The 23,661-nt window shown below is 70.7% G+C and carries 20 protein-coding genes and 1 tRNA gene; 15 read left to right on the forward strand and 6 right to left on the reverse strand.

Annotated elements, in window-relative coordinates:
* Nucleotides 1–61: 61 nt before the first annotated feature.
* The 10 genes from JGS39_RS23280 (at nucleotide 62) to JGS39_RS23325 (ending at nucleotide 13,264) form a co-directional block, all read left to right on the forward strand.
* Entirely contained in the window at nucleotides 62–970 is a 909-nt protein-coding gene (locus JGS39_RS23280) for an ATP-binding cassette domain-containing protein (protein ID WP_236063561.1), read from the forward strand.
* Nucleotides 967–3,375 (forward strand): glycoside hydrolase family 2 protein, encoded by a 2,409-nt coding sequence (locus JGS39_RS23285; RefSeq protein ID WP_219571321.1) that lies wholly within the window; start codon nucleotides 967–969, stop codon nucleotides 3,373–3,375. Before JGS39_RS23280 ends, JGS39_RS23285 begins: the two co-directional genes overlap by 4 nt.
* Nucleotides 3,376–3,623: 248 nt before the next feature.
* Nucleotides 3,624–3,709: transfer RNA gene (locus JGS39_RS23290), tRNA-Leu, on the forward strand.
* Nucleotides 3,710–3,962: 253 nt separating this feature from the next.
* Nucleotides 3,963–4,967 carry a helix-turn-helix domain-containing protein gene (locus tag JGS39_RS23295; protein WP_219571323.1) on the forward strand — a complete coding sequence of 335 codons (1,005 nt, stop codon included), beginning with the start codon at nucleotides 3,963–3,965 and terminating at the stop codon, nucleotides 4,965–4,967.
* A gap of 231 nt (nucleotides 4,968–5,198) precedes the next feature.
* Nucleotides 5,199–8,588 carry a S8 family serine peptidase gene (locus JGS39_RS23300; RefSeq protein ID WP_219571325.1) on the forward strand — a complete coding sequence of 1,130 codons (3,390 nt, stop codon included), beginning with the start codon at nucleotides 5,199–5,201 and terminating at the stop codon, nucleotides 8,586–8,588.
* Between the two features lie 201 nt (nucleotides 8,589–8,789).
* Nucleotides 8,790–9,935, forward strand: coding sequence for a PP2C family protein-serine/threonine phosphatase (locus JGS39_RS23305; protein WP_219571327.1), 1,146 nt, complete (start codon nucleotides 8,790–8,792; stop codon nucleotides 9,933–9,935).
* Between the two features lie 220 nt (nucleotides 9,936–10,155).
* On the forward strand, nucleotides 10,156–11,739 hold the full coding sequence (locus JGS39_RS23310; RefSeq protein ID WP_219571329.1) for a hypothetical protein: 1,584 nt from the start codon (nucleotides 10,156–10,158) through the stop codon (nucleotides 11,737–11,739).
* Between the two features lie 25 nt (nucleotides 11,740–11,764).
* Nucleotides 11,765–12,355, forward strand: a complete 591-nt coding sequence (locus JGS39_RS23315; RefSeq protein WP_219571332.1) for a hypothetical protein — start codon at nucleotides 11,765–11,767, stop codon at nucleotides 12,353–12,355.
* 36 nt (nucleotides 12,356–12,391) lie between these two features.
* Nucleotides 12,392–12,841, forward strand: a complete 450-nt coding sequence (locus JGS39_RS23320; protein ID WP_219571334.1) for a hypothetical protein — start codon at nucleotides 12,392–12,394, stop codon at nucleotides 12,839–12,841.
* Between the two features lie 9 nt (nucleotides 12,842–12,850).
* Nucleotides 12,851–13,264, forward strand: coding sequence for a DUF3592 domain-containing protein (locus tag JGS39_RS23325; protein WP_219571336.1), 414 nt, complete (start codon nucleotides 12,851–12,853; stop codon nucleotides 13,262–13,264).
* Nucleotides 13,265–13,289: 25 nt separating this feature from the next.
* Here the strand turns inward: JGS39_RS23325 and JGS39_RS23330 are convergent, their stop codons facing one another.
* Entirely contained in the window at nucleotides 13,290–14,132 is an 843-nt protein-coding gene (locus JGS39_RS23330) for a CPBP family intramembrane glutamic endopeptidase (RefSeq protein WP_219571338.1), read from the reverse strand.
* Between the two features lie 166 nt (nucleotides 14,133–14,298).
* Between JGS39_RS23330 and JGS39_RS23335 the strand changes: the two genes are divergently transcribed.
* Complete coding sequence (locus JGS39_RS23335) at nucleotides 14,299–14,676, forward strand: DUF4259 domain-containing protein (protein ID WP_219571375.1); 378 nt, start codon at nucleotides 14,299–14,301, stop codon at nucleotides 14,674–14,676.
* Between the two features lie 16 nt (nucleotides 14,677–14,692).
* Here the strand turns inward: JGS39_RS23335 and JGS39_RS23340 are convergent, their stop codons facing one another.
* Both JGS39_RS23340 and JGS39_RS23345 read right to left on the reverse strand, forming a co-directional pair.
* Complete coding sequence (locus JGS39_RS23340) at nucleotides 14,693–15,037, reverse strand: MerR family transcriptional regulator (RefSeq protein WP_219571340.1); 345 nt, start codon at nucleotides 15,035–15,037, stop codon at nucleotides 14,693–14,695.
* A gap of 25 nt (nucleotides 15,038–15,062) precedes the next feature.
* A complete protein-coding gene (locus JGS39_RS23345; RefSeq protein ID WP_219571342.1) occupies nucleotides 15,063–15,998 on the reverse strand; it encodes an aldo/keto reductase in 936 nt (311 codons plus the stop codon).
* A 126-nt stretch (nucleotides 15,999–16,124) separates the two neighbouring features.
* On the opposite strand from JGS39_RS23345, the gene JGS39_RS23350 reads away from it, so the two are divergent.
* The 3 genes from JGS39_RS23350 to JGS39_RS23360 all read left to right on the forward strand — a co-directional run bounded on the left by JGS39_RS23350 (nucleotide 16,125) and on the right by JGS39_RS23360 (nucleotide 18,235).
* On the forward strand, nucleotides 16,125–16,727 hold the full coding sequence (locus JGS39_RS23350) for a DinB family protein (protein WP_219571346.1): 603 nt from the start codon (nucleotides 16,125–16,127) through the stop codon (nucleotides 16,725–16,727).
* Nucleotides 16,728–16,839: 112 nt separating this feature from the next.
* The gene (locus tag JGS39_RS23355; RefSeq protein WP_219571349.1) at nucleotides 16,840–17,727 is read left to right on the forward strand and encodes a Bax inhibitor-1/YccA family protein; all 888 of its coding nucleotides are present in this window, start codon (nucleotides 16,840–16,842) and stop codon (nucleotides 17,725–17,727) included.
* 187 nt (nucleotides 17,728–17,914) lie between these two features.
* Nucleotides 17,915–18,235: a hypothetical protein gene (locus tag JGS39_RS23360; protein ID WP_219571351.1), complete on the forward strand. Its 321-nt coding sequence runs from the start codon at nucleotides 17,915–17,917 to the stop codon at nucleotides 18,233–18,235.
* Between the two features lie 111 nt (nucleotides 18,236–18,346).
* On the opposite strand, the gene JGS39_RS23365 is transcribed toward JGS39_RS23360, so the two are convergent.
* The 3 genes from JGS39_RS23365 to JGS39_RS23375 all read right to left on the reverse strand — a co-directional run bounded on the left by JGS39_RS23365 (nucleotide 18,347) and on the right by JGS39_RS23375 (nucleotide 22,076).
* Nucleotides 18,347–19,216, reverse strand: a complete 870-nt coding sequence (locus tag JGS39_RS23365; protein ID WP_236063559.1) for a hypothetical protein — start codon at nucleotides 19,214–19,216, stop codon at nucleotides 18,347–18,349.
* Nucleotides 19,217–19,576: 360 nt separating this feature from the next.
* On the reverse strand, nucleotides 19,577–20,797 hold the full coding sequence (locus tag JGS39_RS23370; RefSeq protein ID WP_219571353.1) for an acetyl-CoA C-acetyltransferase: 1,221 nt from the start codon (nucleotides 20,795–20,797) through the stop codon (nucleotides 19,577–19,579).
* Between the two features lie 223 nt (nucleotides 20,798–21,020).
* Nucleotides 21,021–22,076: an SGNH/GDSL hydrolase family protein gene (locus JGS39_RS23375; protein ID WP_219571379.1), complete on the reverse strand. Its 1,056-nt coding sequence runs from the start codon at nucleotides 22,074–22,076 to the stop codon at nucleotides 21,021–21,023.
* 163 nt (nucleotides 22,077–22,239) lie between these two features.
* On the opposite strand from JGS39_RS23375, the gene JGS39_RS23380 reads away from it, so the two are divergent.
* On the forward strand, nucleotides 22,240–23,652 hold the full coding sequence (locus JGS39_RS23380; RefSeq protein WP_219571355.1) for a cystathionine beta-synthase: 1,413 nt from the start codon (nucleotides 22,240–22,242) through the stop codon (nucleotides 23,650–23,652).
* Nucleotides 23,653–23,661 lie beyond the last annotated feature (9 nt).

Below are 23,661 nucleotides of genomic sequence, written 5' to 3' on the forward strand. Positions count from 1 at the left end.
CCGACGAGCAGTGCGCCGAGGAACCCCCGGTCGTCGAGATCGCCCCCCGTCACTCCGTCGCATGCTGGAAGGCCTGATGCTGACCCTCGACCACGTCACCAAGACCTACCGCGCTGGGGCGTTCGGCGGCGGTTCCGTCACCGCGGTGGACCGGGTGTCCTTCACCGCCGAACCCGGCGAGGTCGTCTCCCTCATCGGCGAGAGCGGCAGCGGGAAGTCCACCATCGGCCGGATGATCCTCGGCCTGACCGGAGTCAGCTCCGGCAGCCTCACCCTGGACGGCCGCCCCGTCCGTCCGGGCAAGGACTTCTACCGCCGCGTCCAGGGCGTCTTCCAGGACCCCTTCTCCTGCTACAACCCGGTCTTCCGGGCCGACCGCGTCTTCGACATGATCCGCCGCGCCTACCACCCGGGCGTCTCCGACAAGGAGTGGGCAGGCCGCGTGGAGAAGGCCGTACGGGACGTCCGACTGGACCCCGGACAGGTGCTCGGCCGCTACCCGCACCAGCTCAGCGGCGGCCAGCTGCAACGCCTCCTCATCGCCCGCGCCCTCCTGCTCGACCTGAGCTTCCTGGTCGCCGACGAGATCACCAGCATGCTCGACGCCTCCACCCGCATCGACGTCCTCAACCTCCTGGCCGTCCTCAAGGAACGCGGCCTCGGCGTCCTCTACATCACCCACGACCTCGCGCTGGGCACCTACCTGGCGGAGAAGACCGTCGTGCTGCGCCGTGGCAGAGTCGTCGAACGCGGCGACACCCAGAAGGTGTTCGGCAACCCGCTCCACCCCTACACCCGCACCCTGCTGGCCGCCGTGCCCCGGCTCAACACCCCTTGGGACCCGCCCGAGCCGGTGGAGAACTGCGCCTTCCACGAGGGCGGGGACCGGGACACCGACCTGTACGAGACCGAGCCGGACCACTTCGTCGCCTGCGCCCAGCTCCCCGACTGCGGAAGGACCTCCGCGTGACCCTTCGCCACCTGCCCCTGCACGACGGCTGGACGCTCAGCGCGGACAGTCCCGTGCCCGTGGGGCTCCCCACAGGGGGCGTCCCCGCCACCGTGCCCGGCTGCGTCCACACGGACCTGCTCGCGGCGGGGCTGATCGACGACCCGTACCTGGACGACAACGAGAACCGGCTGACCTGGATCGGCCGCACCGACTGGACGTACCGCACCACGTTCGACTGGACGCCGGACGGGCACGACCACGCCGACCTGTGCTTCGACGGCCTCGACACCGTCGCCACCGTCCTGCTCAACGGCATCGAGGTGGGCCGCGCCGCCAACCAGCACCGCAGCTACCGCTTCCCCGCCAGCGCCCTGCTGGCCGAGGGCGCCAACACCCTCGACGTACGGTTCACCGCCCCGTACACCTACGCCGAGGAGCTGCGCGACCGGCTCGGCGACCGGCCAGGTGCCTATGCGGAGCCGTACGCCTTCATCCGCAAGATGGCCTGCAACTTCGGCTGGGACTGGGGGCCCAGCCTGGTCACGTCCGGCGTCTGGCGGCCGGTCGCGCTGGAGACCTGGAGCGGTCCGCGGATCGCGTCCGTCACCCTGCTGCCCGATCTCGACGAGGCGGGGGTGCCGCGCCTGACCGTCGAGCTGGAGATCGATCACGACGGCCTCGCACCGCTGTCGGGCGAGATCGGGGTGGTCGGGGCGGGGACCGTCTTCATCGCCACGGAGGACGAGCACCGGGTCACGGCCACCCTCTCGGTGCCCCAGGCCGAGGTCTGGTGGCCGCACAGCCATGGCGCACAGCCGCTGTACGACGTGAGGGTGCGCGTCGGTGACGACGTCCGCCAGCTCAGAACGGGCTTCCGCGCCGTCACCCTCGAACAGGACGCGTTCCGCATCGCGGTGAACGGCGAACCCGTCTTCGTACGCGGAGTCAACTGGATCCCCGAAGACTGCTTCCCCGCCCGCGTCACCCGGCAGCGGATCTCCGACCGCCTCGACCAGGCTGTCGCGGCCGGGGTCAACCTGATCAGGATCTGGGGCGGCGGCCTCTACGAGAGCGACGACTTCTACGAACTGGCCGACGAGAAGGGACTGCTGGTCTGGCAGGACTTCCCCTTCGCCTGCGCCGCCTACCCGCAGGAGCAGCCGCTGTGGGACGAGGTGGCGGCCGAGGCCCGGGAGAACGTCACCCGCCTCTCCCCGCACCCCTCCCTCGTCCTGTGGTGCGGCAACAACGAGAACCTGGAGGGCCACGCCGACTGGGGCTGGCAGAAGGAACTGGGCGACCGCACCTGGGGGCACGGCTACTACCACGAGCTGCTCCCCGCGATCGTCGCCGAGACCGACCCGACCCGCCCCTACTGGCCCGGCTCGCCCTACTCGGGCACCGAGGACATTCACCCGCAGGACCCGGCACACGGCACCATCCACATCTGGGACGTGTGGAACCGGGCCGACTACCGTGCCTACGCGGACCGTGTGCCACGCTTCGTCGCCGAGTTCGGCTTCCAGGGCCCGCCCGCGTACGCCACCCTGCGCCGCGCGATCAGCGGCCCGCTGACCCCCGACGCCCCGCTCCTGGCCCACCACCAGAAGGCCGAGGACGGCAACGCCAAGCTGCTCCGGGGCCTGGGTGACCATCTGCCTCAGCCCGGCGCGGACTTCGACGACTGGCACTGGCTCACCCAGCTCAACCAGGCGCGCGCGGTCGCCTTCGGTATCCGCCACTTCCGCTCCCACACCCCGTACTGCATGGGCACGATCGTGTGGCAGCTCAACGACTGCTGGCCGGTCGTCTCCTGGTCGGCCGTAGACGGCGACGGCCGCCGCAAGCCCCTCTGGTACGCCCTGCGGGCCGTGTACGCGGACCGCCTGATCGCCGTGCGCGACGGCGCCGTCCACCTCGTCAACGACGCCCCCGAGCCCTGGACCGGCACGCTGCGGCTGACCCGGCACGGCCTGGACGGGGCGGTGCTGGCCGAGGAGGAGGTGGAAGTGAGCACGGCCGCACGCGGGGTCACCCGGGTCCCGCTGCCGCCGTCGGTCGCCGATCCGGCCGACCGGACCCGCGAGCTCCTGGTCGCACGCCTGGGAGACACCCGGGCGGTGGAGTTCTACGAGGAGGACACCCGCCTCGCGCTGCCGCCGGCCCGGTACGACGTCACGGTGACGGAGAGCGGGGGCGAGGCGCCCGGCTACCGCGTCGAGGTGACGGCCCGCACCCTCCTGCGGGACCTCGCGCTCTTCCCCGACCGCCTCGATCCGGCGGCCGAGGTGGACGAGATGCTCGTCACGCTGTTGCCCGGGGAGAGCAAGGTGTTCATGATCACAGGTGCGGTCCTGGCGGACCCGGAGGCGCTGGGCGCGCACCCGGTGCTGCGGTGCGTCAACGACGGCATCGCCCGGTAGGGGTGGCGCGCCCCTGGCGATCCGTGGCGCGCCCCTGGCGAATCGGCTGTGTGGGTGCGGCGACTTTCCGTCAATTCGGATACGCGTCCGTCGCACCCGCCAGCCCGCCCAGCCATGTGACTATGCCACCCACGTGTGCTGACGGACCCTCAAGCGATCAATAAAATAAGACAACATCGAGCCACTGTCCGTCCGGTCGGGGGGAGCCCCCGGATAGGGTCATGTGCCAACGCGGAGCCGCGCGCCAAGCCCGGATGGTGGAATGCAGACACGGCGAGCTTAAACCTCGCTGCCCCTCGGGGGCGTACCGGTTCGAGTCCGGTTCCGGGCACCACCGCGCGGTTCGTCCGGGGGGAGCCGGCCGGCCGCCGGCGGCCGGCCGTTCGGGGTTCCTCACGCCGGATGTGCCGTAGTTCGCATCCGCTTGCGTCTCCCGGGCGTAAGGGCGCTCATCAGGTGAGCAGCTTCTTCCCGCCGAACGAGTGCGGGCCGAAGAGCGAGGGATAGGGTTCCGGGCGAGGGGAATCCGCCGGGTGCGCGCGAGCTGCGCCAGGGCCGGACACGGGCGCCGCCCGGGGAGGAGCCGGATGCTGCAGGCGCTGGGGCTGAGCCCGGCCGAGGAGGCCGTCTACACGGCAATGCTGGTCCGCCCGTCCGCCTCCGCCGGAGAGCTCGCTCTTCAGGCCGGGATCGCGGAGGCCGAGAGCGACAGGATCCTGCGCGACCTCGCCGCACGCGGTCTGGTCGTCGCCGTGAACCCGGGCGGCGGCAACGACGGTCCGCCGCCCACCTGCTACCGGCTCACGCCGCCGTCGGTGGCTCTGGCCCCTCTTCTCGCCGAGCAGCGCAACGCCCTGCACCTGGCGGAGACCGCGTTCTCCAAGCTGACCGAGCAGTACCGCACCACCGCCGCGCACACGGCCGGCGGTGTCGTGGAGGTGGTCGTGGGCGTGGAGCAGGTTGCTCACCGGTTCCTCCAGCTCCAGCGCGGGGCCCAGCGGGAGTTGCTCGTCTTCCTGGTCGGTGAGCCCATCGCGGTGCCACGTGAGGACACCGACACGTCGGAGAGTTCCGCGCTCGAGCGGGGAGTCGACTTCCGTGTCGTGGCCGACAAGGAATACCTCGCGGGGCACGAGGTGGTGCAGGACGTGAGGGAGGCCGTTGCGGCGGGTCTCGTGCTCCGGCTGGCCGACTCGCTCCCGCTGAAGATGGTCGTATCGGACCGTGAGCGCGCCATGGTGCCGCTGGACATGACGGAGTCGGGGGGTGAGCCGAGCGCGATCGTGGTGCACCCGAGCGGCCTGCTGACCGCCCTGGTCCATCTCTTCGAGAGGGAATGGGCGCAAGGACGGCCGATGTTCACCACCGGCGCGGAGGCGCACGACGAGCCGGCGAGCGATCAGCAGCCGGCCGCCGAGGAGCTGGAGGTCCTCGCCCTCCTGCTGGCCGGGTTCTCCGACCGGCGGGCCGCCTCCGAACTGGGACTGTCCATCCGCACGGTGGAGCGACGGGTGCGGCGTCTGATGGATCTCTCCGGCGTCGAGTCGCGGCTCCAGCTGGGCTGGCACGCGGCGCGCGTCGGCTGGCTCTGAGCCGGCCCGCACCTCACACAGCCGCTCCGGCGGACCGGGCTGTGGCAGCACTCGAAATCCCCGACTCCCCTAATCTGCAAGACAATTGACTCTTCGGCCCTCCAATTGTGGCGGGATGTCGGACTTCCGCCACGTGGGAAACCCGCCAGGCGCGGCCCCCCTGAGCGGCCGATATCCCTGCCAGGATGCAGCCGCAGCACGGCATGTTCATGGATTCGAGCAGGGAGAATCATGCATCCAATAGGGCGAATAGCCTTGGGCGCGGCGACCGCCGCCGTCCTGGCCTTGACCACGGTCACGCCTTCCGGGGCGGCGGGTACACCCACCGACGGCGCCTCGGGGAAGAGGCCCCCCGTCGGCAGCGGAACCGCGGCTTCCGCCGGCAGGCAGGTGACGGTCACCCTCGTCACCGGCGACAAGGTGGTGGTGACCACGGACCCCTCGGGCCGCAGCTCGGCAGCCGTCCTGCCGCGCAAGGACGGGTCGCAGCCGATCGTGCAGACCTACCAGCTGGGCAAGGACCTCTACGTCTACCCGGAGGATGCCTCGCAGGCGATCGCCGAGGGCAGGGTCGACGAGCAGCTGTTCAACGTCAGCGGGCTCATACGCCAGGGCTACGACGACGCCCACGCCGACGAGCTGCCCCTCATCGCCACGTACGAGAACCGGGTCGACGTCGCCGCCACCGCGCCGGCGGCTCCCCGGGGAGCCGAGCGTGGCCTGAGCCTCCCGGCGGTGAACGGCGTCGCGCTCAAGGCCGACAAGGACGGCGCCGCCGCCTTCTGGCAGGACGTCAGCACCCCCCGCTCACGTGCGGCTGCCCCGTTGAAGAAGCTGTGGCTGGACGGCAAGGTCAAGGCCACGCTGGACCGTTCCACCAAGCAGGTGCACGCGCCGGAGGCCTGGGCCGAGGGTTACGACGGCAAGGGCACCAGGGTCGCCGTGCTGGACACGGGCGTGGACGCCGAGCACCCGGACCTGGTGAACCGGGTCCAGGCGGCCGAGAACTTCACGGACTCCGCCGACACCGCCGACCGGCAGGGGCACGGCACCCACACCGCCTCCACCGTCGGCGGTTCCGGCGCGGCGAGCGAGGGCCGTAAGAAGGGCGTCGCCCCCGGAACCGGACTTCTCATCGGCAAGGTCCTCAACGACAGCGGTTCCGGCCTGAGCTCCTGGATCATCGCCGGCATGCAGTGGGCCGTCGACCAGAAGGCCGATGTCGTCTCCATGAGCCTGGGCAACCCCCAGATCGGTGACTGCGCCGATCCGCTGGCCCAGGCCGCGCAGGAGCTCTCCCGGAACACCCACAGCCTGTTCGTGATCTCCGCGGGCAACTCGGGCGCCGGTACCGAGACGGTCTCCTCGCCCGGCTGCGCACCCGGCGTGCTGACCGTCGGCGCCGTCGACCGCGACGACACCACCGCGCAGTTCTCCAGCCGCGGTCCGGTGGCCGTCACCCACACCCTCAAGCCCGAGATCGCCGCACCCGGCGTCGACATCTCGGCAGCCGCGGCGGGCGGGCGTGGCGTCTACGCCTACCGGTCGATGTCGGGCACCTCCATGGCCGCCCCGCACGTCGCGGGTGCGGCGGCCATCGTCCGCCAGGCCCACCCGGACTGGACCGCGCAGCAGATCAAGGCCGCCCTGGTCTCCTCCGCCCGCACCGGCGGCCGGGTCGCGGGCGCCGACCAGACGGGCGCCGGCGTCCTCGACGTGTACGCGGCGGTCCACCAGAAGGTGCTCTCGGCACCCGCGGTCCAGGGCGGCAGCTACGACTGGCCGCAGGACGCGTCGGACCGCAGTACCGTCCAGGTGCCCTTCACCAACACCGGCACCGACGACCTCACCCTGGGTCTCAAGGTGAGCGGTGTGCACGGCAACGACGGCAGCGACGTCAGCTCCGCCGTCATCAAGGCGGCGCAGAACAAGGTGACCGTTCCCGCGGGCACCACGGTCCGGGTGCCGGTGCGGATCGACCCCGTCGCCCGTCTCAAGGCCTCCCAGTACGGTGCCGTCACGGGCAGGATCATGGCGTCCGGCGGCGGTACGCACACCTCCGTCCCGGTCACGCTCTACGTCCAGCCGGAGACGGTCACCCTTCGCGTCAAGGTCATCGACCGCAACGGCAAGCCCGCGGCCGGTCCGTCCTCCCTGGACCTGGTCAGCCTCGACACCGACAAGGGCGAGCGCCGCAGCAACCAGGGGGCGGCCGACCAGAAGTTCAGCGTGCGCCCGGGCGACTACGCCCTCTCCGCGTTCGTGGGCACCAACGACGCGGACAACGCCGCCGAGTCCATCAGCTACCTCGGACGCCCGCAGCTCCACGTCACCGGTGACACCACCGTCGTCCTCGATGCCCGCAGGGCCCACCGGCTGAACGTGCGCACCGACCGGCCCTCGAAGATCAGCCACACCACGTTCAGCTACGCCCGCACCTGGGACGACACCTGGCAGCTGAGCGGATCGCTCATGGCGAGCGGCGCCGTGCAGAAGTTCTACGCCTCCGTCGAAGGGCGCGCCAGGAACGGCTTCTTCGAGTTCCGTCCCACCTGGCGCGCGAACGGCTCGGAGGGCGGCTCGCCCTACGTCTACAACCTCACGTTCCCGACCGAGGGCCCGCTCCGGTCCGACCGGACCTACCGGGTGGGCGATTCCAGGCTGGCCCGGGTCACCGAGAAGTGGAACGCCCTCGGCAAGGAGACCGACTACCTCGACGGGCTGTTCATCGTCCCGTCCTGGAACCCCAACACCTCCATCACCGTCAACCTGCTCGACCCGGTCCCGGTGCCCGGCACCCGGACCGCCTACTACACGACCGGTGACGACGTCTGGCTGCACGGTGCGCTGACCAGCTTCCCGTTCGCCGCGTTCATGAGCGACCGGGACCGCACCTACCGGGCCGGGGACCGGCGCTCCGAGGAGTGGTACGGCGGCCCCCTGCGGCCGGGCGCGGCCCGGGACACCGCCGGCGACCTGGCACTGGCGGCCGAGCGGCAGGGCGACCTGATCGGTATCCAGACGGCCCTGTGGGTCGACGCCTCGGGTGACCACTGGTCCTACGGCGGATCGTTCGGCGACCTCGGCAATCTCGCGCTGAAGCGCAACGGTGAACAGATCGCCACCAGCACCTATCCGTACGACGCCTTCGAGGTCCCGGCCGAGGACTCCGCGTACGAGCTCACCCAGAACCTGGAGAAGATCCCCACCTCGGACAAGCCCTGGCTGCGCTCCACGGCGGTCACCACCACCTGGAGCTTCCGCTCCCGCCTGGAGCCGGAGGTGTACTCCCGCGGCCTGCCGATCCTCTTCCCGGCGTACGACCTGCCGGCGGACGGCATGAACACGCTGCCCGCGCGCGGCGGCATCAAGGTCGGCCTGTCGGCAGAGGGCCACGCCGGATACACCCCGGGCACGATCACCGAGGCCTCGCTGTCCTACTCCTACGACGGCGGTGACACCTGGACCCAGGCACCGACCCAGCACAAGGACGGCAGGTGGACGGCCGTCGTCGACCACACCGGCGCCACCGGTGAGCAGGTCATGCTGAGGGTCGGCCTCACCGATTCCCGGCACAACGCGGTCACGCAGACCATCACCCGCGCCTACGACGTGCGGTAACGGGCACCGCGTTCCGGCCGGGCGGTCCCCACGGCAGGGGGCCGCCCGGCCTTCCGCATATCCACCCGTACGGGCGCACTTCGGCCGGACTGCGGCCAGCCTCCCCGCGACCCCATGAGGGGCGGGGAGGATCGAGGTCCCCGTTCCTTTCCGTGTGCGGCACGCGCGTGCGCGACCCCATCGTCGCTGGAGGGTTCCCGCATGTCCGGTCCGCTGCGCGCGGCGAAGTCCTCGGCACGGATCGCGTCGGACAGCGACGACGGCACCGCCATCCGTACGCCCTCCGCCCGCGGCGTCGTCCTGGCGACCCTGGCGACGACGGCCGTGGTGGTGGTCTTCGGTCTGCTGACCGGGACCGCGGTGATCCTCCTCGGGCTGCTGGTGTTCCTCCCGGCGTTCGCCGCCGCCCTGTGCAGCCCGCGCCAGACGGCGCTGGTCTCCGCCTGGGTGAGCCTCGTCGTCCTTGAGCCCGTGATCTTCCAGCACGGGGAGGGGATCCTCGACCGTGTGATTCTGGTGCTGTTCGCCGCCGGCTTCGGCACGCTGGCCGTCTACGGCGCCCGGGTGCGCATCACGCGTGAGGGCGCCCTGGTGCGGCTGCGGTCCACCGCCGCGGCGATGCAGAGGCAGATCCTGCGGCCGTTGCCGCTGCTCACCGACGACGTTCTGGTGGACGGCGTGTACGAGCCCTTGCAGGAGGACAAGCTCGTCGGGGGCGACATCTACGACGTGGTGTCCACTCCCTGGGGCACCCGGATCCTGATCGGTGATGTCCAGGGGAAGGGCCTGGCCGCCATCGGGATGGCCATCGACGTGGTGGGAGCCTTCCGGGAAGCCGCCCACCGCGAGCCGACGGTGACCGCGCTCGTCGAAGCGCTGGAGGCGGCGGTCGTCCGGCACAACGACTACGCCGGACAGCGCGGCGAGCCCGAACGGTTCGTCACCGCGCTGGTCCTGGGCGTGGGCACGGGTACCGACACCCAGGTCGTGGGGTGCGGCCACATCCCGCCCTACCTGCTCCACGAGGGCGCCGTCACCGTCGTCGGGGAGGGGGACGAACACGTGCCGCTGGGCCTGGCGAGTCTGGTCGACACACCACGCACGGTGGCCTGGTTCGCCTTTCCCGCCGGGGCCACGCTGCTGCTGTGCACCGACGGCCTGACCGAGGCCCGTTCGCGCGAGGGCGACTTCTACCCGCTTCAGGAGCGACTCGGCGGCCGCGTGGACATCACCGCGGGCCGGCTGATCGGTTCACTCGTCGACGATGTGCGGGAGTTCACCGCCGGGGTGCAGCAGGACGACCTGGCGGTCCTCGCCGTCCGCCGTGCGCCGCACCGGGCTCCGTAGGGCGGGGGTTGCGGGCCGCGGCAGCAGGTGTGCCCGCCCGCGTGCTGCCGCGGCCCGTCTCCGCGAAATCTCCGCTATGCCCTGCCCGGACCCACTGGGGCCCACTGCCGTTCGTCCGTACGTCCGCAATGGGGTCCCGTATTTGGGCCCACGGGCCCGTGCCGCAACGGGTGTACCTCTCGTAGCCTCCCTGCCCTAAGGCCATACGGGAGGACAAGCCATGCCGCGGACGAGGTACCGGGAGCCCATACCCAGCAGCAGATGGGGTGACCGGGGAGCCACCGCGTTCGAGTACCTCGGCACGATTCTGGTCATCGTGGCCCTGATCGGCGGTATGGCGGCGGCCGGCCTCGGCGGGCAGATAACCGACCGGATCCAGTGCCTCGTCTCGTCGATCGGCGGCGGCAGCGCCGGATGCGGCGGCGGCAAGGAAGGCGAGGCGAGCGGCGACCCCAACGCCGAGTTCGAGCCCCTCACCTGCGCCACCGTGACCAAGGCCGGCACGCAGGGCGGCAAGTTCGGGGTCTCGTTCGAGACGCTCGGTATCGAGTTCGGTGGCGAGTTCGGTTTCGAGGAGACGACGACCAAGGCCAAGACGGACGTCAACAAAGACGGCAAGATCGACGACAACGACGAGCAGGTCTCCCTCACCTTCACGGACGCCGGCTCGATCAAGGGCACGGAGAAGCCCAAGGCCCGCATCAAGATCGGTGACGTGGGCAAGGACAAGGTCGAGCTCGGCGCCGGCCTCACCGTCACCACGGGCGACACCTGGGTCTTCGACAGCCAGGAGGAAGCCGACCAGTTCCGCAAGGACCTGGAGGAGTACAAGAAGCTCAGCCGGCTGAACAAGCTCTCCAACCTCAGCCCGATCATCGGCGGTTCCACCGAGATCGCCAGCTGGTTCGGCAAGGGGCCGAAGGCCAAGGAGAGCCGCCTCAAGGACAACATCGAGGACAAGCTCGGCAACAAGCACATCACCACGCAGAAGATCAGCCTCGAAGTCGCCGCCCAGGCCGGCTTCCAGTTCGGCGCGGGGATGAACGCCCCCGACACGACCAACCCGGACGGTACGACCACCCCCGCCCCGAAGCCCGGCGCCACCGTCGAGGCCGGTCTCAAGATCTCCGGGTCGCACGAGGTCACGCTGACGCAGAACCACATCAACAACACCGACGCGTACACGTACCAGGCCAAGGCCACCGGCGGTGCCTACGCGAAGGGCGAGGCCGGTCCGGCCAAGGCGGGCGCGGAGGCCGCCGGTTCGGCGGCGGGTGCCATCACCGTCACGGTCGACAGCAAGACCGGCAAGGTGAAGAGCATCACGATGACGCGGACCCTGGAGGGCAAGGCGGAGGCCAGCGCCGGTCTCAAGGGCGACGTGAACGGCAACGCGAAGGGCGGCGGGACGACCACCCAGGTCATCACCACCACCGTCCCCCTGGACGACAAGAACCTGTCCCAGGCCGAGTCCGACGCCATCAAGGCCCAGATGTTCTCCGGCCAGGGCATGAACAGCGCCTTCAACTACCTGTTCACCGGGACGCCGGTGCCGACCAAGGACCCCGGAGCGGGCGACCCGTTCGGCCACTACGCGTTCAACCACGGTCAGGTCAGCAAGCAGGAGTACGACGGATCGTCCTCGTCCGAGGAGATCGGCCTCGACATCAACCTGGAGATCGCCGGCATCAACGGCGCCTACACCACCTCCGAGACGGAGAAGAGCCTGACGAAGGCCGAGTTCCTCGGGGCTCCCTCCGGAGGCCAGCGCGCGTTCTTCCCGTACAGCTACTGTGCCAAGTGATTCACCGGTACAAGGAGACCTGATCATGACCAAGCTTTCCGTCCGGCGGACGGTGCGGACTGCCGCCGTCACGACCGCCGTCCTCACCGCCGGTCTGATGCTCGCCGCGTGCGGCGGGGAGAAGGGATCGGACACGGCCGCGCCCGCCGCGCCCAGCGGCTGGAAGAAGCTCGCGGGACCCACGGTGTCGCTCGCCTACCCGCCGGGCCTCACCGAGCAGAGCAAGGCGGAGCGCGGCAACCTCAACGACGCCGCCGCCCTGCAGACCGAGGGGGACCGGCCGACGGTGAAGGTCTCGATCCAGAGCGGCTTCGCCCAGGCCTCGACCGGTGACGACGCCGCCTCGGTGGGCCGGGCGCTCCTCATGGCGACCACCGAGGTCAAGGGCACGAAGGACGCGGGCATCAAGGGTGCGAAGGATGCCAAGCGCATCGACTTCACCTACACCGGCACGGGTGTGCCGCAGTCGCCCCCGAAGGGCGCGAAGGTCGACGGCGTGGTCATCACGGGCGTCGACTCCGAGGGAAAGATCTACTCCGTCCGCATCGACGCCCAGGCGGGCAAGCTCAGCGACGCGGACCGGACGAAGATCGTCGACAGCATCCAGGTGAAGTAGCGCCCGAACGCCGGGCGACGACGAAGAGGCAGCCGAATGTCCAGATATGACGCACACCGCGGATACACCCCGGCCTCCGCCCAGGACCGGCCGCGGCTGATGAACTTCATGCTGCCCTGGGCCGCGGGCATCGTGGTGACGCTGGTGACACAGCTGGTCCTCGCCGTGCTCGTCTGGGACGTCATCACGGGCGACGACGTCTCCACCATGGCCTCACCGGTCCGCACCGTCCTGCTGCTGCACCTGCCGTCCGCGGCCTGCGTCGCGCTGGGCGTGTGGGCCGCGGCGGCCGTGCACCAGGGCGCGTCACGGGAGTCACAGGTACGGCACTTCATCGCGGCGTTCACCCCCGTCGTCGCCCTCCAGCTGGTGATCTTCTTCTCCCAGGGAAGCGATCTCACCGCCATCACGTTCCTGGTGCAGCTGGTGGTCCTGGTGGTTGGCTGTGCGGTGGGCTTCCTCGTCGACAGGCTGCGCAACGGTTAGAAGGACTCCATGGACACCTCGCTCGTACTCATCGGTGTGGTCGCGCTGGTGGCGCTCAGATCCCTGGGCCGGACCTTCCAGCAGCTGCGCGGCGCACGCTCCGGCGTGTCCGCCCCGGCGCGCTGCGTCCGGGTGGACGAGCGGGACACGGCGACGGGCTCGTCGGGCGACCGGCGGTCCTGGCACGTGTTCGCGTTCACCGCGCAGAACGGGGAATGGGTCGAGTTCCGGAACACCGGCAACAAGCGGTTCCACGAGGGGGCGCGGGTCACGGTCCGCTACGACCCCGCCGACCCGCACCGGACGGCCACCCTGGCGGGCAGCCCGCGCGCCGCGCTGGCCGAGGGGACCGTCTCACTGGTGCTCATGGCGCTGGTGCTGCTGATGTTCCTCACGGACTTCCCGGAGAACCTGTTCTCCTGAGGAGCGATCGGGGACCGGCCGGCGATCAGCCGGCCGCCGGGGCGCGGCGGCCGCCGCGGACCAGGAAGACGGCCACGAACGAGAAGACGATCATGAGGATCGTCACCGCTGAGCCGAGCAGGGACCAGCCCCCGGCGTGGTCCGTGACGGCTTCGTCGACGCCGCCGCTCGCGAGGATGGTCGTCGGGTCCGTGACGGCGTGGAGGACGATGGCCGCCCAGATCGTGCCGGTGACACGCATCGTCAGGTACATGCACACACCGAAGCCGAAGGCGTAGACGACGGTGAGAAGCACGGTGCTCGGCTTCATCCCGGACAGCACGTTGACCATGTGCATGAGGGCGAACAGGAGCGAGGACACCACCATCACGAACCGCTCGGAGTGACCGGCGCCGCGCAGCATCAGAACGGGCAGGCCACGGGACGCGAGTTCCTCGGCAAGGCCCACGCAGATGCCGAGGAGGGCGATGAGGGCGATCTGCTCCGGCCCCCAGCCGCTCCACTTGATGGACGCGGCATGGCTGACGACCGCGGTGACCACGAGGGCGGGACCGATCCACATCCAGCCCCGGCCGCGGACCGGCTGTGCGCCGAAGACGGAGCGGAGCCGGCCGGTGAAGGCGGTGAAGCCGAGCACGGTCACGGCGCCGATCGCGATCGGCAGCACGAGTCCGAAGAAGATGCCCGCGCCGGTCGCCAGCGGGTCGTCCTGGTCGATCTCGTCACCGAAGACAGCGCCGACGGCCAGGCTGACCAGCAGGTAGTACGCCAGATAGGCGGCGACCACCAGGACGGCTTTCCACGTGGTCGGCCGGTCGAAGAACCTCTTCCGGGAAGCGACCGGACCGTCTTCCACTTGCTGAGCCATCGCCCGCCTCGCACTCGTTTCTACGGTTTTCGAACAACAGAACAATAGAGCACGAGAGTGCCTCTGATCGGTCATACCGGATATGTCCGAAGGCCTCCCTCAAGTGTCAGTGCCCTCTGCTGAGATGACGTACGGAAGCGACGACGCACAGCGCGGAGGCGGAACAGTGGGCACATGGGGCGCGGGAAACTTCGACAGCGACACGGCGGCGGACCACCTCGGGGACCTGGCCGGCCGGCTGGTGACCGAGGTGACGGAGGCGATGGCCGGTGACCCCGTGGAGCTCGAACCGGACGAGTACTGGGGCGTGACCGTCCCCTGCAACCTGGAACTGCTGCTCGTCCTTGACCGGCAGGGCTGGGTGGGTGTGACCCTGCCGGCGCCCGAGGTGATCCGGGCCTGGCAGAAGACGTTCCTGGCGGTGTGGGAGGCGACGATCGACGGTCTGGAGCCGAAGCCGGAATACAAGGAAGAACGCAGAGCGGTGCTCAACGAGACGTTCGAGCGCCTGGCCGAGGCGTCGGCGGCCGGGTCGCAGGAGTAGCGGCTGCCGGTCGGGCTCAGCTGTAGTAGGCGATCTTGTCGTCGAGGACCCCGATGGCCCGGTGCAGTGCTGCCACCCGCTGCTCCAGGGCTGTACGGCGCTCGCGCAGGAAGGCGACGCGCTCCTGCGGAGGGTGTTCGGCGCGCAGGATGGCGACGAACCCCCGCAGGTCCGCGATGCCGAGACCGGCCTCGCGGAAGCACGAGACGAGACCGATCCAGAAGACGTCGTCCTCGGTGTACTCCCTGCGTCCGCCTCCTGAGCGCCGGATCGGGCCGATGAGCCCTTCGCGCTCGTAGTAGCGCAGGGTGTCGATGGAGACACCGGTGCGGTCGGCGGCGGCGGCCGGGGTGAGGCTCATCGGGGAACTCCTTCTGTCACCGCCGCTACCGGGCTTCGGCGAGGCGTGCCAGGTGCTCGGCACCGAGCCGCACACGGCGTGCGGCGAGTGCCTCCTCGATCTGCTCCACCCGGCTTGCGCCGACGATGGGGTCGATTCCCTGGAGCATCAGCCACGCGAGGACGACCTGGTTCTTCGTGGCCGCGAGTTCACCGGCGATGTCGTCCAGGACCGCGAGCACCCGGGCGGTCCCGGGATGATCGTAGGTCGCGGGAAGCGACTTGTCCGGCCGCACGTAGGAACCCCACAGCAGGGAGCTGTACGACCACACGGCGAGCCCCTCCGAGCGCGCGAGGTCGAGGTCCTCGGCGGTGAGCAGGCGGTGGCCGCCCTCCGCGACGGGGGTGAGCGGGCGCGGCTGGACGAGCGAGTGGCGCAGCTGCAGGCACGTCCACGGTTCGACGCCCTGCTCCCGCGCCAGCGACCGGGCGCGCTCGACGCGCCAGGCGGCATGGTTCGCCGCCCCGACCCGCAGGGCCACTCCCTTCGCGACCAGTTCGCCGAAGGCCCCGACGGTTTCCTCCAGCGGCACGGTGCGGTCCTCGGCGTGGGCCCAGAGCAGGTCGACGTGATCGACTCCGAGCCGTCCCAGGCTCTCCTCCACACCGGCGTGAACGGCGCGCGCCGAGAGTCCTTCGGCGCTCTCCGGCGCGTGCGGGACGAGCGGGTTGTGGCGGACCTTCGTCGCGATCCGCACCCTGTCGCGCCCGCCCGGGCGGGCCCGCAGCCACGCACCGATGACGCGCTCACTGGCGCCGCCGGCACCGGCGGGGTCGTTCCAGAAGGAGTAGCAGTTCGCGGTGTCGAGCCAGACGCCGCCACCGGCGACGAAGGAATCGAGGATCGCGAAGGCCCGCTCCGGGGCGACGCGGGTGCCGAAGTCCATGGTCCCGAGGACGATCCCGGGGTCTTTGGTATCCATGCCGCCCATCCTCGGATCTGGAGCGCGCTCCAGGTCAAGCGAGCGTGACGAGCGGTTGTCCCCGTACCCGAAGGCAGGGGAGAAAAGCCCTTGGGTACGGCCCGGGCGCCCGGGCAGAGTGGCGTCATGACCAGGACAGGCCACGAAGCAGAGCAAGAGACCGGCTACAAGAAGGACCTGCACCTGTATCTGCAGGACGCCCGCGACGCGTTCCTGTGGAAGCTTGAGGGACTGTCGGAGTACGACATCAGGCGGCCCATGACCTCCACCGGCACCAATCTGCTGGGCCTGGTCAAGCACGTCACCGGAGCCGAGGGCTTCTACTTCGGCGACGTCTTCGGACGTCCGGCCGACGCGCCGGAGCTCTGGATCGCCGGTGACGCCGAGCCGAACGCGGACCTGTGGGCGACGGCCGACGAGACCCGTGACGGGATCGTCACGCGCTACCGCCGGGTGTGGGCCCACTCCGACGCGACGATCGACGCACTGGACCTCGACGCGACGGGCCTGCTCCCCGGGGGAGAGGGCAAGGAGCTGACGCTCCACCGGGTCCTCGTCCACATGGTCGCCGAGACCCAGCGCCACGCGGGGCACGCCGACGTCGTACGGGAGCTGGTCGACGGGGCCACGGGCCAGCGGGAGAAGGGCCGAAACATGGCCCCCGGCGACTCCGCGTGGTGGGCGGGCCATCGCGACCGGGTGGAGCGTGCGGCGCGGGAGGCGGGGTGACCGCGGCCCGCCGGCCGAGCGGGGAAAGATCCTCCCCTGGCACTAGGGAGATTGCTTTGCCTACCCATTACTCTTGTTCCAAGGCCACGCTGGGTGGCCATGGAGGAGTGAGATGAGGAGCAGCAACCCGGTCTTCTCGCGACGGGGCTTCAGCCGCGACAACGGTCACGCGGGCTTCAACGCGTCACCGCAGGCCGGGGCCCCCGTAGCGGGTGCCAACCCGTACGCACAGGGCACCGCCCCGAACCCGTACGCCACCAACCCGTACGCCCAGCAGGACACCCAGTACGGCGCCCCGCAGGCGCCGGCTCGCTCCGGTGTGATGACGATCGACGATGTCGTCACCCGTACGGCGCTGACGCTGGGCACGGTCGTGCTCGGTGCGGTGCTCGCCTGGGCCCTGCTGCCGGTCGACGAGGCCAACCTGGGCAAGTCGTACGGCATCGCCATCGGCGCCGCGATCATCGCCTTCGTGCTGTCGCTCGTCCAGTCCTTCAAGCGCAAGCCCGTCCCCGCGCTGATCATCTCGTACGCGGCCTTCGAGGGCGTGTTCCTCGGGGTCATCTCCAGCGCGGTGAGCACGTACATCGGACCGGGCGTCGTGATGCAGGCCGTGATGGGCACCATGTGTGTCTTCGCCGGCGTGCTGCTCGCGTACAAGATGCGCTGGATCCGCGTCACCCGCCGGTTCTACGGCTTCGTGATGGCCGCCGCCATGGGCTTCATGCTCCTGATGGTGGTCAACCTGCTGTTCGCCGCGTTCGGTGGCGGTGACGGCCTGGGCTTCCGCAGCGGCGGCCTCGGCATCCTCTTCGGTGTCATCGGCATCATCCTCGGCGCGTGCTTCCTGGCCCTGGACTTCAAGCAGGTCGAGGACGGCATCGCGTACGGCGCTCCGCGCGAGGAGTCCTGGCTGGCGGCCTTCGGCCTCACCATGACCCTGGTGTGGATCTACCTGGAGATGCTGCGCCTGCTCTCCATCCTCAGCGGCGACGACTAGTCACACCGATAGTCACGCCGGTCTGATCGCGGGAACGGCCCGCAGTCTCCTTCACGGAGGCTGCGGGCCGTTTCTCGTCGGGCGCGTCATCGCAGCCTCCCGACCCCGGTCCCTGGCGGTCCCTGGCAGTCACCGGCGGCCACCGGTCTGTTGGCGGCCATCCGGCAGGGGCGCGTAGGGTCGCGGGGTGCTTGATACGACGCCTCTGATCACCGCCGTGGACCGATTCGCCGACCGGCTGCGTGCCGCCCCGCAGAGCAGGCTGCAGCGGGGAGCGGCGGCCGAGGGACTGGTCGCGGCCAGGGAACTCGCGGTGCGGGCCCAGCGCGTCGAGGCGCCGGGCCGGGAGGCGCGGATCATGCCGGACGCCGGGATCTTCGCCATCGGCGACCAGCTCGCCGTCGCGGGGCGGGATCTGGCCGTGGCACTGGAAATGGCCCCGTCCGTGGAGCTGGACGAGGCCGTGCAGTTCGTCGAGGAAGCGGCGGCGCGGGCATTCGTGCAGTGAGCGCGCGCCGGGGCCCGGGCGGTGCGCACCGCGTGCGTGCGCGCACTGTCCTGGGTCAGCGGCCGGCGAGAGCCGCTGGGCCGGGGATGGGGCCGGAGACCGGTCCGCGGGCTAGAAGCTCGCGATGACGCGGTCGGCCAGTATGTAGACGTTGTCCTTGCCGCACGAGAACGTCAGCGCGTACGCGCCGGAGACACCGGAACCGCCCAGGAGCACGGGGTGCTCACCGGCCCGCAGCGACGCGGCCAGCTGCTCGGCCGTCTCGCGGTGGCCGGGGGTCATACAGAGCGTGGTGCCGTCGGCGAAGACGTACACGTCGAGCGTGCCCAGCGGGCCGGGGCGCACGTCGGAGAGCTCGGTCCGGCTGTCGGCCAGCTCCTCAAGGCGGTTCACCGTGCGCTCGTGGTCGGTGACGACGGGCGTCTGCACCGGCACGAAGTCGGGGTGCGAGGGGTGGCGGCGGCGTGCCGCGGCCAGCTCGGGGGAGTCCTCGGCGAACTCGGCGGTCTCCGGGAGCTCGGCCATGTCGGCCAGTTCCGTCAGCTCGGCCAGCTCCGTCAGTTCCTCGAACGCCTCCGTGGCGTCGAGGTCCATCGACTCCAGCCCGGCGAAGTCGCTCTGGCGCGGCATGAAGAACGGGGCGTCCTCGCCCAGCCCGGCCAGACCGCCCAGCAGGGACGGGGCGTCGGCGGCGTCGCGCGCCTCCTGCGTGGCCCAGAAGGCCCGGGCCTCGGCGAGCTCGCGCTCCCGCTCCTCGGCCAGCGCCTCGGCGACCGCCGCGCGTATTTCGGCGGCAGGGGTGGCTTCGCCACGGCTCTGAGCGGGTACGGCCGCATTGTGGGCGCGGCCGTCGGCCAGGTCCCTCCGCAGGGCGGCTACCTGCTTACGCAGCCCGTGAGCGGCGTGCAGAGCGGCAGCGCCCACGGCCGTGGCGGCGGCGGTGGTCAGCAACAGGGCAAGAGGCATGGCGCTCACTGACATACTCCCGGTTTCAATCGATCCCCCGACTTCCTACATCAGCTTGTCCTGTACCGGCACCCTGTGTCAGTGCATTACGTCACGAATTGGACAGGTCTTTGTGCCTGGGGTTTAACCCTGATGTGGGTGTGACCTGCGGGAATGACTCTCCCTCAGGAGATAGGTCACATCCTGGGGGAGATTCGGTCACGGTCGGGGCTCGGAACCGGCCATTTCGTCCGGCCGAAGGGCCCGGAAGGCGGTGTGGGCCCGGCGGGCGCCGATGGCCGGTGATCCGGCGGATCCGGAGCGTCACGGGATTTCCCCGAGTTGCGAGAAGCCGGGGCGGCGTCCCCCTCGGCTTCTCGCCTCACTCATTCCGGCTCAGCTCAGCCGCTCGATGACCATCGCCATGCCCTGGCCGCCGCCCACGCACATGGTCTCCAGGCCGAACTGCTTGTCGTGGAACTGCAGGCTGTTGATCAGCGTGCCGGTGATCCGGGCGCCGGTCATGCCGAAGGGGTGGCCGACGGCGATGGCGCCGCCGTTGACGTTGACCTTGTCCAGCGGCAGGCCCAGGTCGCGGTAGGACGGGATCACCTGGGCGGCGAACGCCTCGTTGATCTCGGCCAGGTCGATGTCGTCGATCGTCAGCCCGGCCCGCTTCAGCGCCTGCTTGCTCGCCTCGACCGGTCCGTAGCCCATGATCTCGGGGGAGAGGCCGGAGACGCCGGTGGAGACGATCCGCGCCAGCGGGGTCAGGCCGAGCTCGCGCGCCTTGGTGTCGGACATGATCACGAGCGCCGCGGCGCCGTCGTTGAGCGGGCAGCAGTTGGCCGCGGTGACCAGGCCGTCGGGGCGGAAGACCGGCTTCAGGCCCTGCACGCCCTCCAGGGAGACGCCCGCACGCGGACCGTCGTCCTTGGAGACCACCGTGCCGTCCGGGGTCGTCACCGGGGTGATCTCGCGCTCCCAGAAGCCGTTCTTCAGGGCTTCCTCGGCGAGGTTCTGCGAGCGGACGCCGAACTCGTCCATGTCCTGACGGGTGACGCCCTTGATCCGCGCCAGGTTCTCGGCCGTCTGCCCCATCGCGATGTACGCGTCCGGGACCAGGCCGTCCTCGCGCGGGTCGTGCCAGCTCGCACCGGACTCCTCGGCGCGGGCCGCGGTGCGGGCCTCGGCGTCGGCGAAGAGCGGGTTGCGGGTGTCCGGCAGGCTGTCGGAGTTGCCCTTCGCGAAGCGGGACACCATCTCCACGCCGGCGGAGATGAAGACGTCGCCCTCACCGGCCTTGATGGCGTGCAGCGCCATGCGGCTGGTCTGCAGGGAGGACGAGCAGTAGCGCGTGACCGTACAGCCGGGAAGGTGGTCCATCCCCATCTGCACGGCGATGATGCGGCCCAGGTTGTTGCCCTGCTCGCCGCCGGGGAGGCCGCAGCCGAGCATCAGGTCGTCGATGTCCCTCGGGTCCAGCTCGGGGACCTTGGCGAGGGCGGTCTGGATGATCGTGGCGGTCAGGTCGTCCGAGCGCAGGTCCTTCAGCGAACCCTTGAAGGCCCGGCCGATGGGCGAACGGGCAGCAGAGACGATCACGGCTTCGGGCATCACGCGGCTCCATGAGGGCTGGAAGGCTGTCTGGCAGGACTGCTCTGGAAGTTACCCGGACGTACTGCTGAGGTCACCCGACAGGGCGTGTGATGCGGACCTCTTTTCTAAGCAACCGCTCAGTTCGTTGGCGGCGCGTCGGACGCGAGGCCGGGCGGGCCCCGCCCGGCACCGCCTGCGTGGCCCGCGCGGCACACCCTGCGTGACCCCGCCCGGCATGCCCTCAGGCGTGCCGCGGCGAGGTGTCCGTGCCGGTGCCCGGGCGCCGTTCCACCCGCGTCGAGCCGCCCGTCTCCCCGTGCATCTCCGGGTGCGGGTGCGGCTCCGTCGGCGCGGGCAGACGCCGCCGCCTGCGGTGCTTGAGGAGGGCCCAGGGCGCCCGGGCCCCCGTGACCTCCGTACCGGCCTCCTTGGCCGCCTGGGAGGCCGCCTTGGCCACCGGCAGCATGTCCTCGCGCCGCGCCCCGTCCAGCCGGTCGGTCTCCGGCCACAGGCCGAGCACCGCGCAGAGCGTCGGCAGGAGCGCCATCGCCGCCGTCGCGTACCCCTCCGCCGACGGGTGGTAGTTGTCCGGGCCGAACAGCTCCCGCGGGTTCGCCTCGAACTCCGGGCCCAGCAGGTCGCCCAGCGACACCGTGCGCCCGCCCTGCTCCACCGAACCGATCGTCTGCGCCGCCGCCAGCTGCCGGCTCACCCGGCGGGCCATCCACCGCAGCGGCTGGTAGACCGGCTCGATCGTGCCCAGGTCCGGGCAGGTGCCCACGACGACCTCGGCCCCCGCCGTACGCAGCCTGCGCACCGCCGTCGTCAGACAGCGCACCGACTGGGTGGCGGGCATCCGGTGCGTCACGTCATTGGCGCCGATCATGATCACGCAGACGTCCGGCACCCGGGCCGGGTCCGCGAGCAGAAGCGAGACCTGCCGCTCCAGATCGTCCGACCGGGCACCCGGCTGCGCGACGTTCCGCAGATCCACCGGCCGCTCCGACACCGCCGCGAGCCCCGAGGCGAGCAGCGCCCCCGGAGTCTGCCCGGCCCGGCGCACCCCCTGCCCGGCCGCCGTGGAGTCCCCGAGCAGCCCGAACCGCAGCGGGTCCGCAGGGCCGGCGAACGCCACCCCGTACCGCCCGTCCGCGCTCGGCGGCACCGGTGCGGCGCCGCCTCCCACCTGCCGCTTCGCCAGCTGGACCTCCGCCAGCAGGACGCCCACCGCCGCGGCGCCCAGCAGCCCGATGCTGCCACCGCCGTACGCTGCGCCCGCCGCGATCCGCCGTGCCACCCTTGCCGTCGACACAGTCCGGTCCACCTCCTCCTTGCCGTACTGCCCTACCGCCGTACACAGAGCTAACTGCCCCCAAGTGGCCGTCGTTCAATCGCTTCGCCCAATCTCGTGCCCGTACGCATACTCTTGCGGCACCATCTCGGAGACCCCGGAGTACACGGTGCAATTCCACGATTCGATGATCAGTCTCGTAGGCAATACCCCGCTGGTGAGGCTGCGCAGTGTGACGGCCGGCATCCAGGCGACGGTCCTGGCCAAGGTCGAGTACTTCAATCCCGGCGGATCGGTCAAGGACCGGATCGCCCTGCGCATGATCGAGGCCGCCGAACAGAGCGGCGAGCTGCAGCCCGGCGGCACGATCGTCGAGCCGACGAGCGGCAACACGGGCGTGGGCCTGGCGATCGTCGCGCAGCAGAAGGGCTACAAGTGCGTCTTCGTCTGCCCGGACAAGGTGTCCACGGACAAGATCAATGTGCTGCGCGCCTACGGTGCCGAGGTCGTCGTCTGCCCGACGGCGGTCGACCCGGAGCACCCGGACTCGTACTACAACGTCTCGGACCGGCTGGTCCGTGAGACGCCGGGTGCCTGGAAGCCCGACCAGTACTCCAACCCGAACAACCCGCGCTCCCACTACGAGACCACCGGTCCCGAACTGTGGGAGCAGACGGACGGGAAGATCACGCACTTCGTGGCGGGGGTCGGCACCGGCGGCACGATCAGCGGCACCGGCCGCTACCTGAAGGAAGCGAGCGGCGGCTCCGTCAAGGTCATCGGCGCGGACCCGGAGGGCTCGGTCTACTCCGGCGGCTCCGGCCGTCCGTATCTGGTCGAGGGCGTCGGCGAGGACTTCTGGCCGTCGGCGTACGACCGGACGGTCACCGACGAGATCGTCGCCGTGTCCGACAAGGACTCCTTCCAGATGACCCGCCGCCTGGCCAAGGAGGAAGGGCTGCTGGTCGGCGGTTCCTGCGGCATGGCGGTCGTGGGCGCCCTGGAGGTCGCGAAGCGGCTCGGACCCGACGACGTGGTCGTCGTCCTGCTGCCGGACAGCGGCCGCGGCTACCTCAGCAAGATCTTCAACGACGAGTGGATGGCCGACTACGGCTTCCTGGAGGGCACCGGCCCGTCCGCCCGTGTCGCCGACGTCCTCGACTACAAGGCGGGCCCGATCCCGACGCTCGTCCACATGCACCCGGAGGAGACCGTCGGCGAGGCGATCGACGTGCTGCGCGAGTACGGCGTCTCGCAGATGCCGATCGTGAAGCCCGGCGCCGGCCACCCCGACGTGATGGCCGCCGAGGTCATCGGCTCGGTCGTCGAGCGGGAGCTGCTGAACGCGCTCTTCGCCCAGCAGGCCTCGCTCACCGACCCGCTGGAGAAGCACATGTCGCCGCCGCTGCCGCAGGTCGGCTCCGGCGAACCGGTCGAGGACCTGATGGCGGTGCTCGGCGGCACGGGTGCGGCCGACGCGGCGATCGTGCTCGTGGAAGGCAAGCCGAAGGGCGTCGTCAGCCGGCAGGACCTGCTTGCGTTCCTCGCCAAGGACGCGTCGGTCACGCCCGCCCAGCCGTAGAACGGAACG

The organism is Streptomyces poriferorum, assembly GCF_019399235.1.
Lineage (GTDB): Bacteria > Actinomycetota > Actinomycetes > Streptomycetales > Streptomycetaceae > Streptomyces > Streptomyces poriferorum.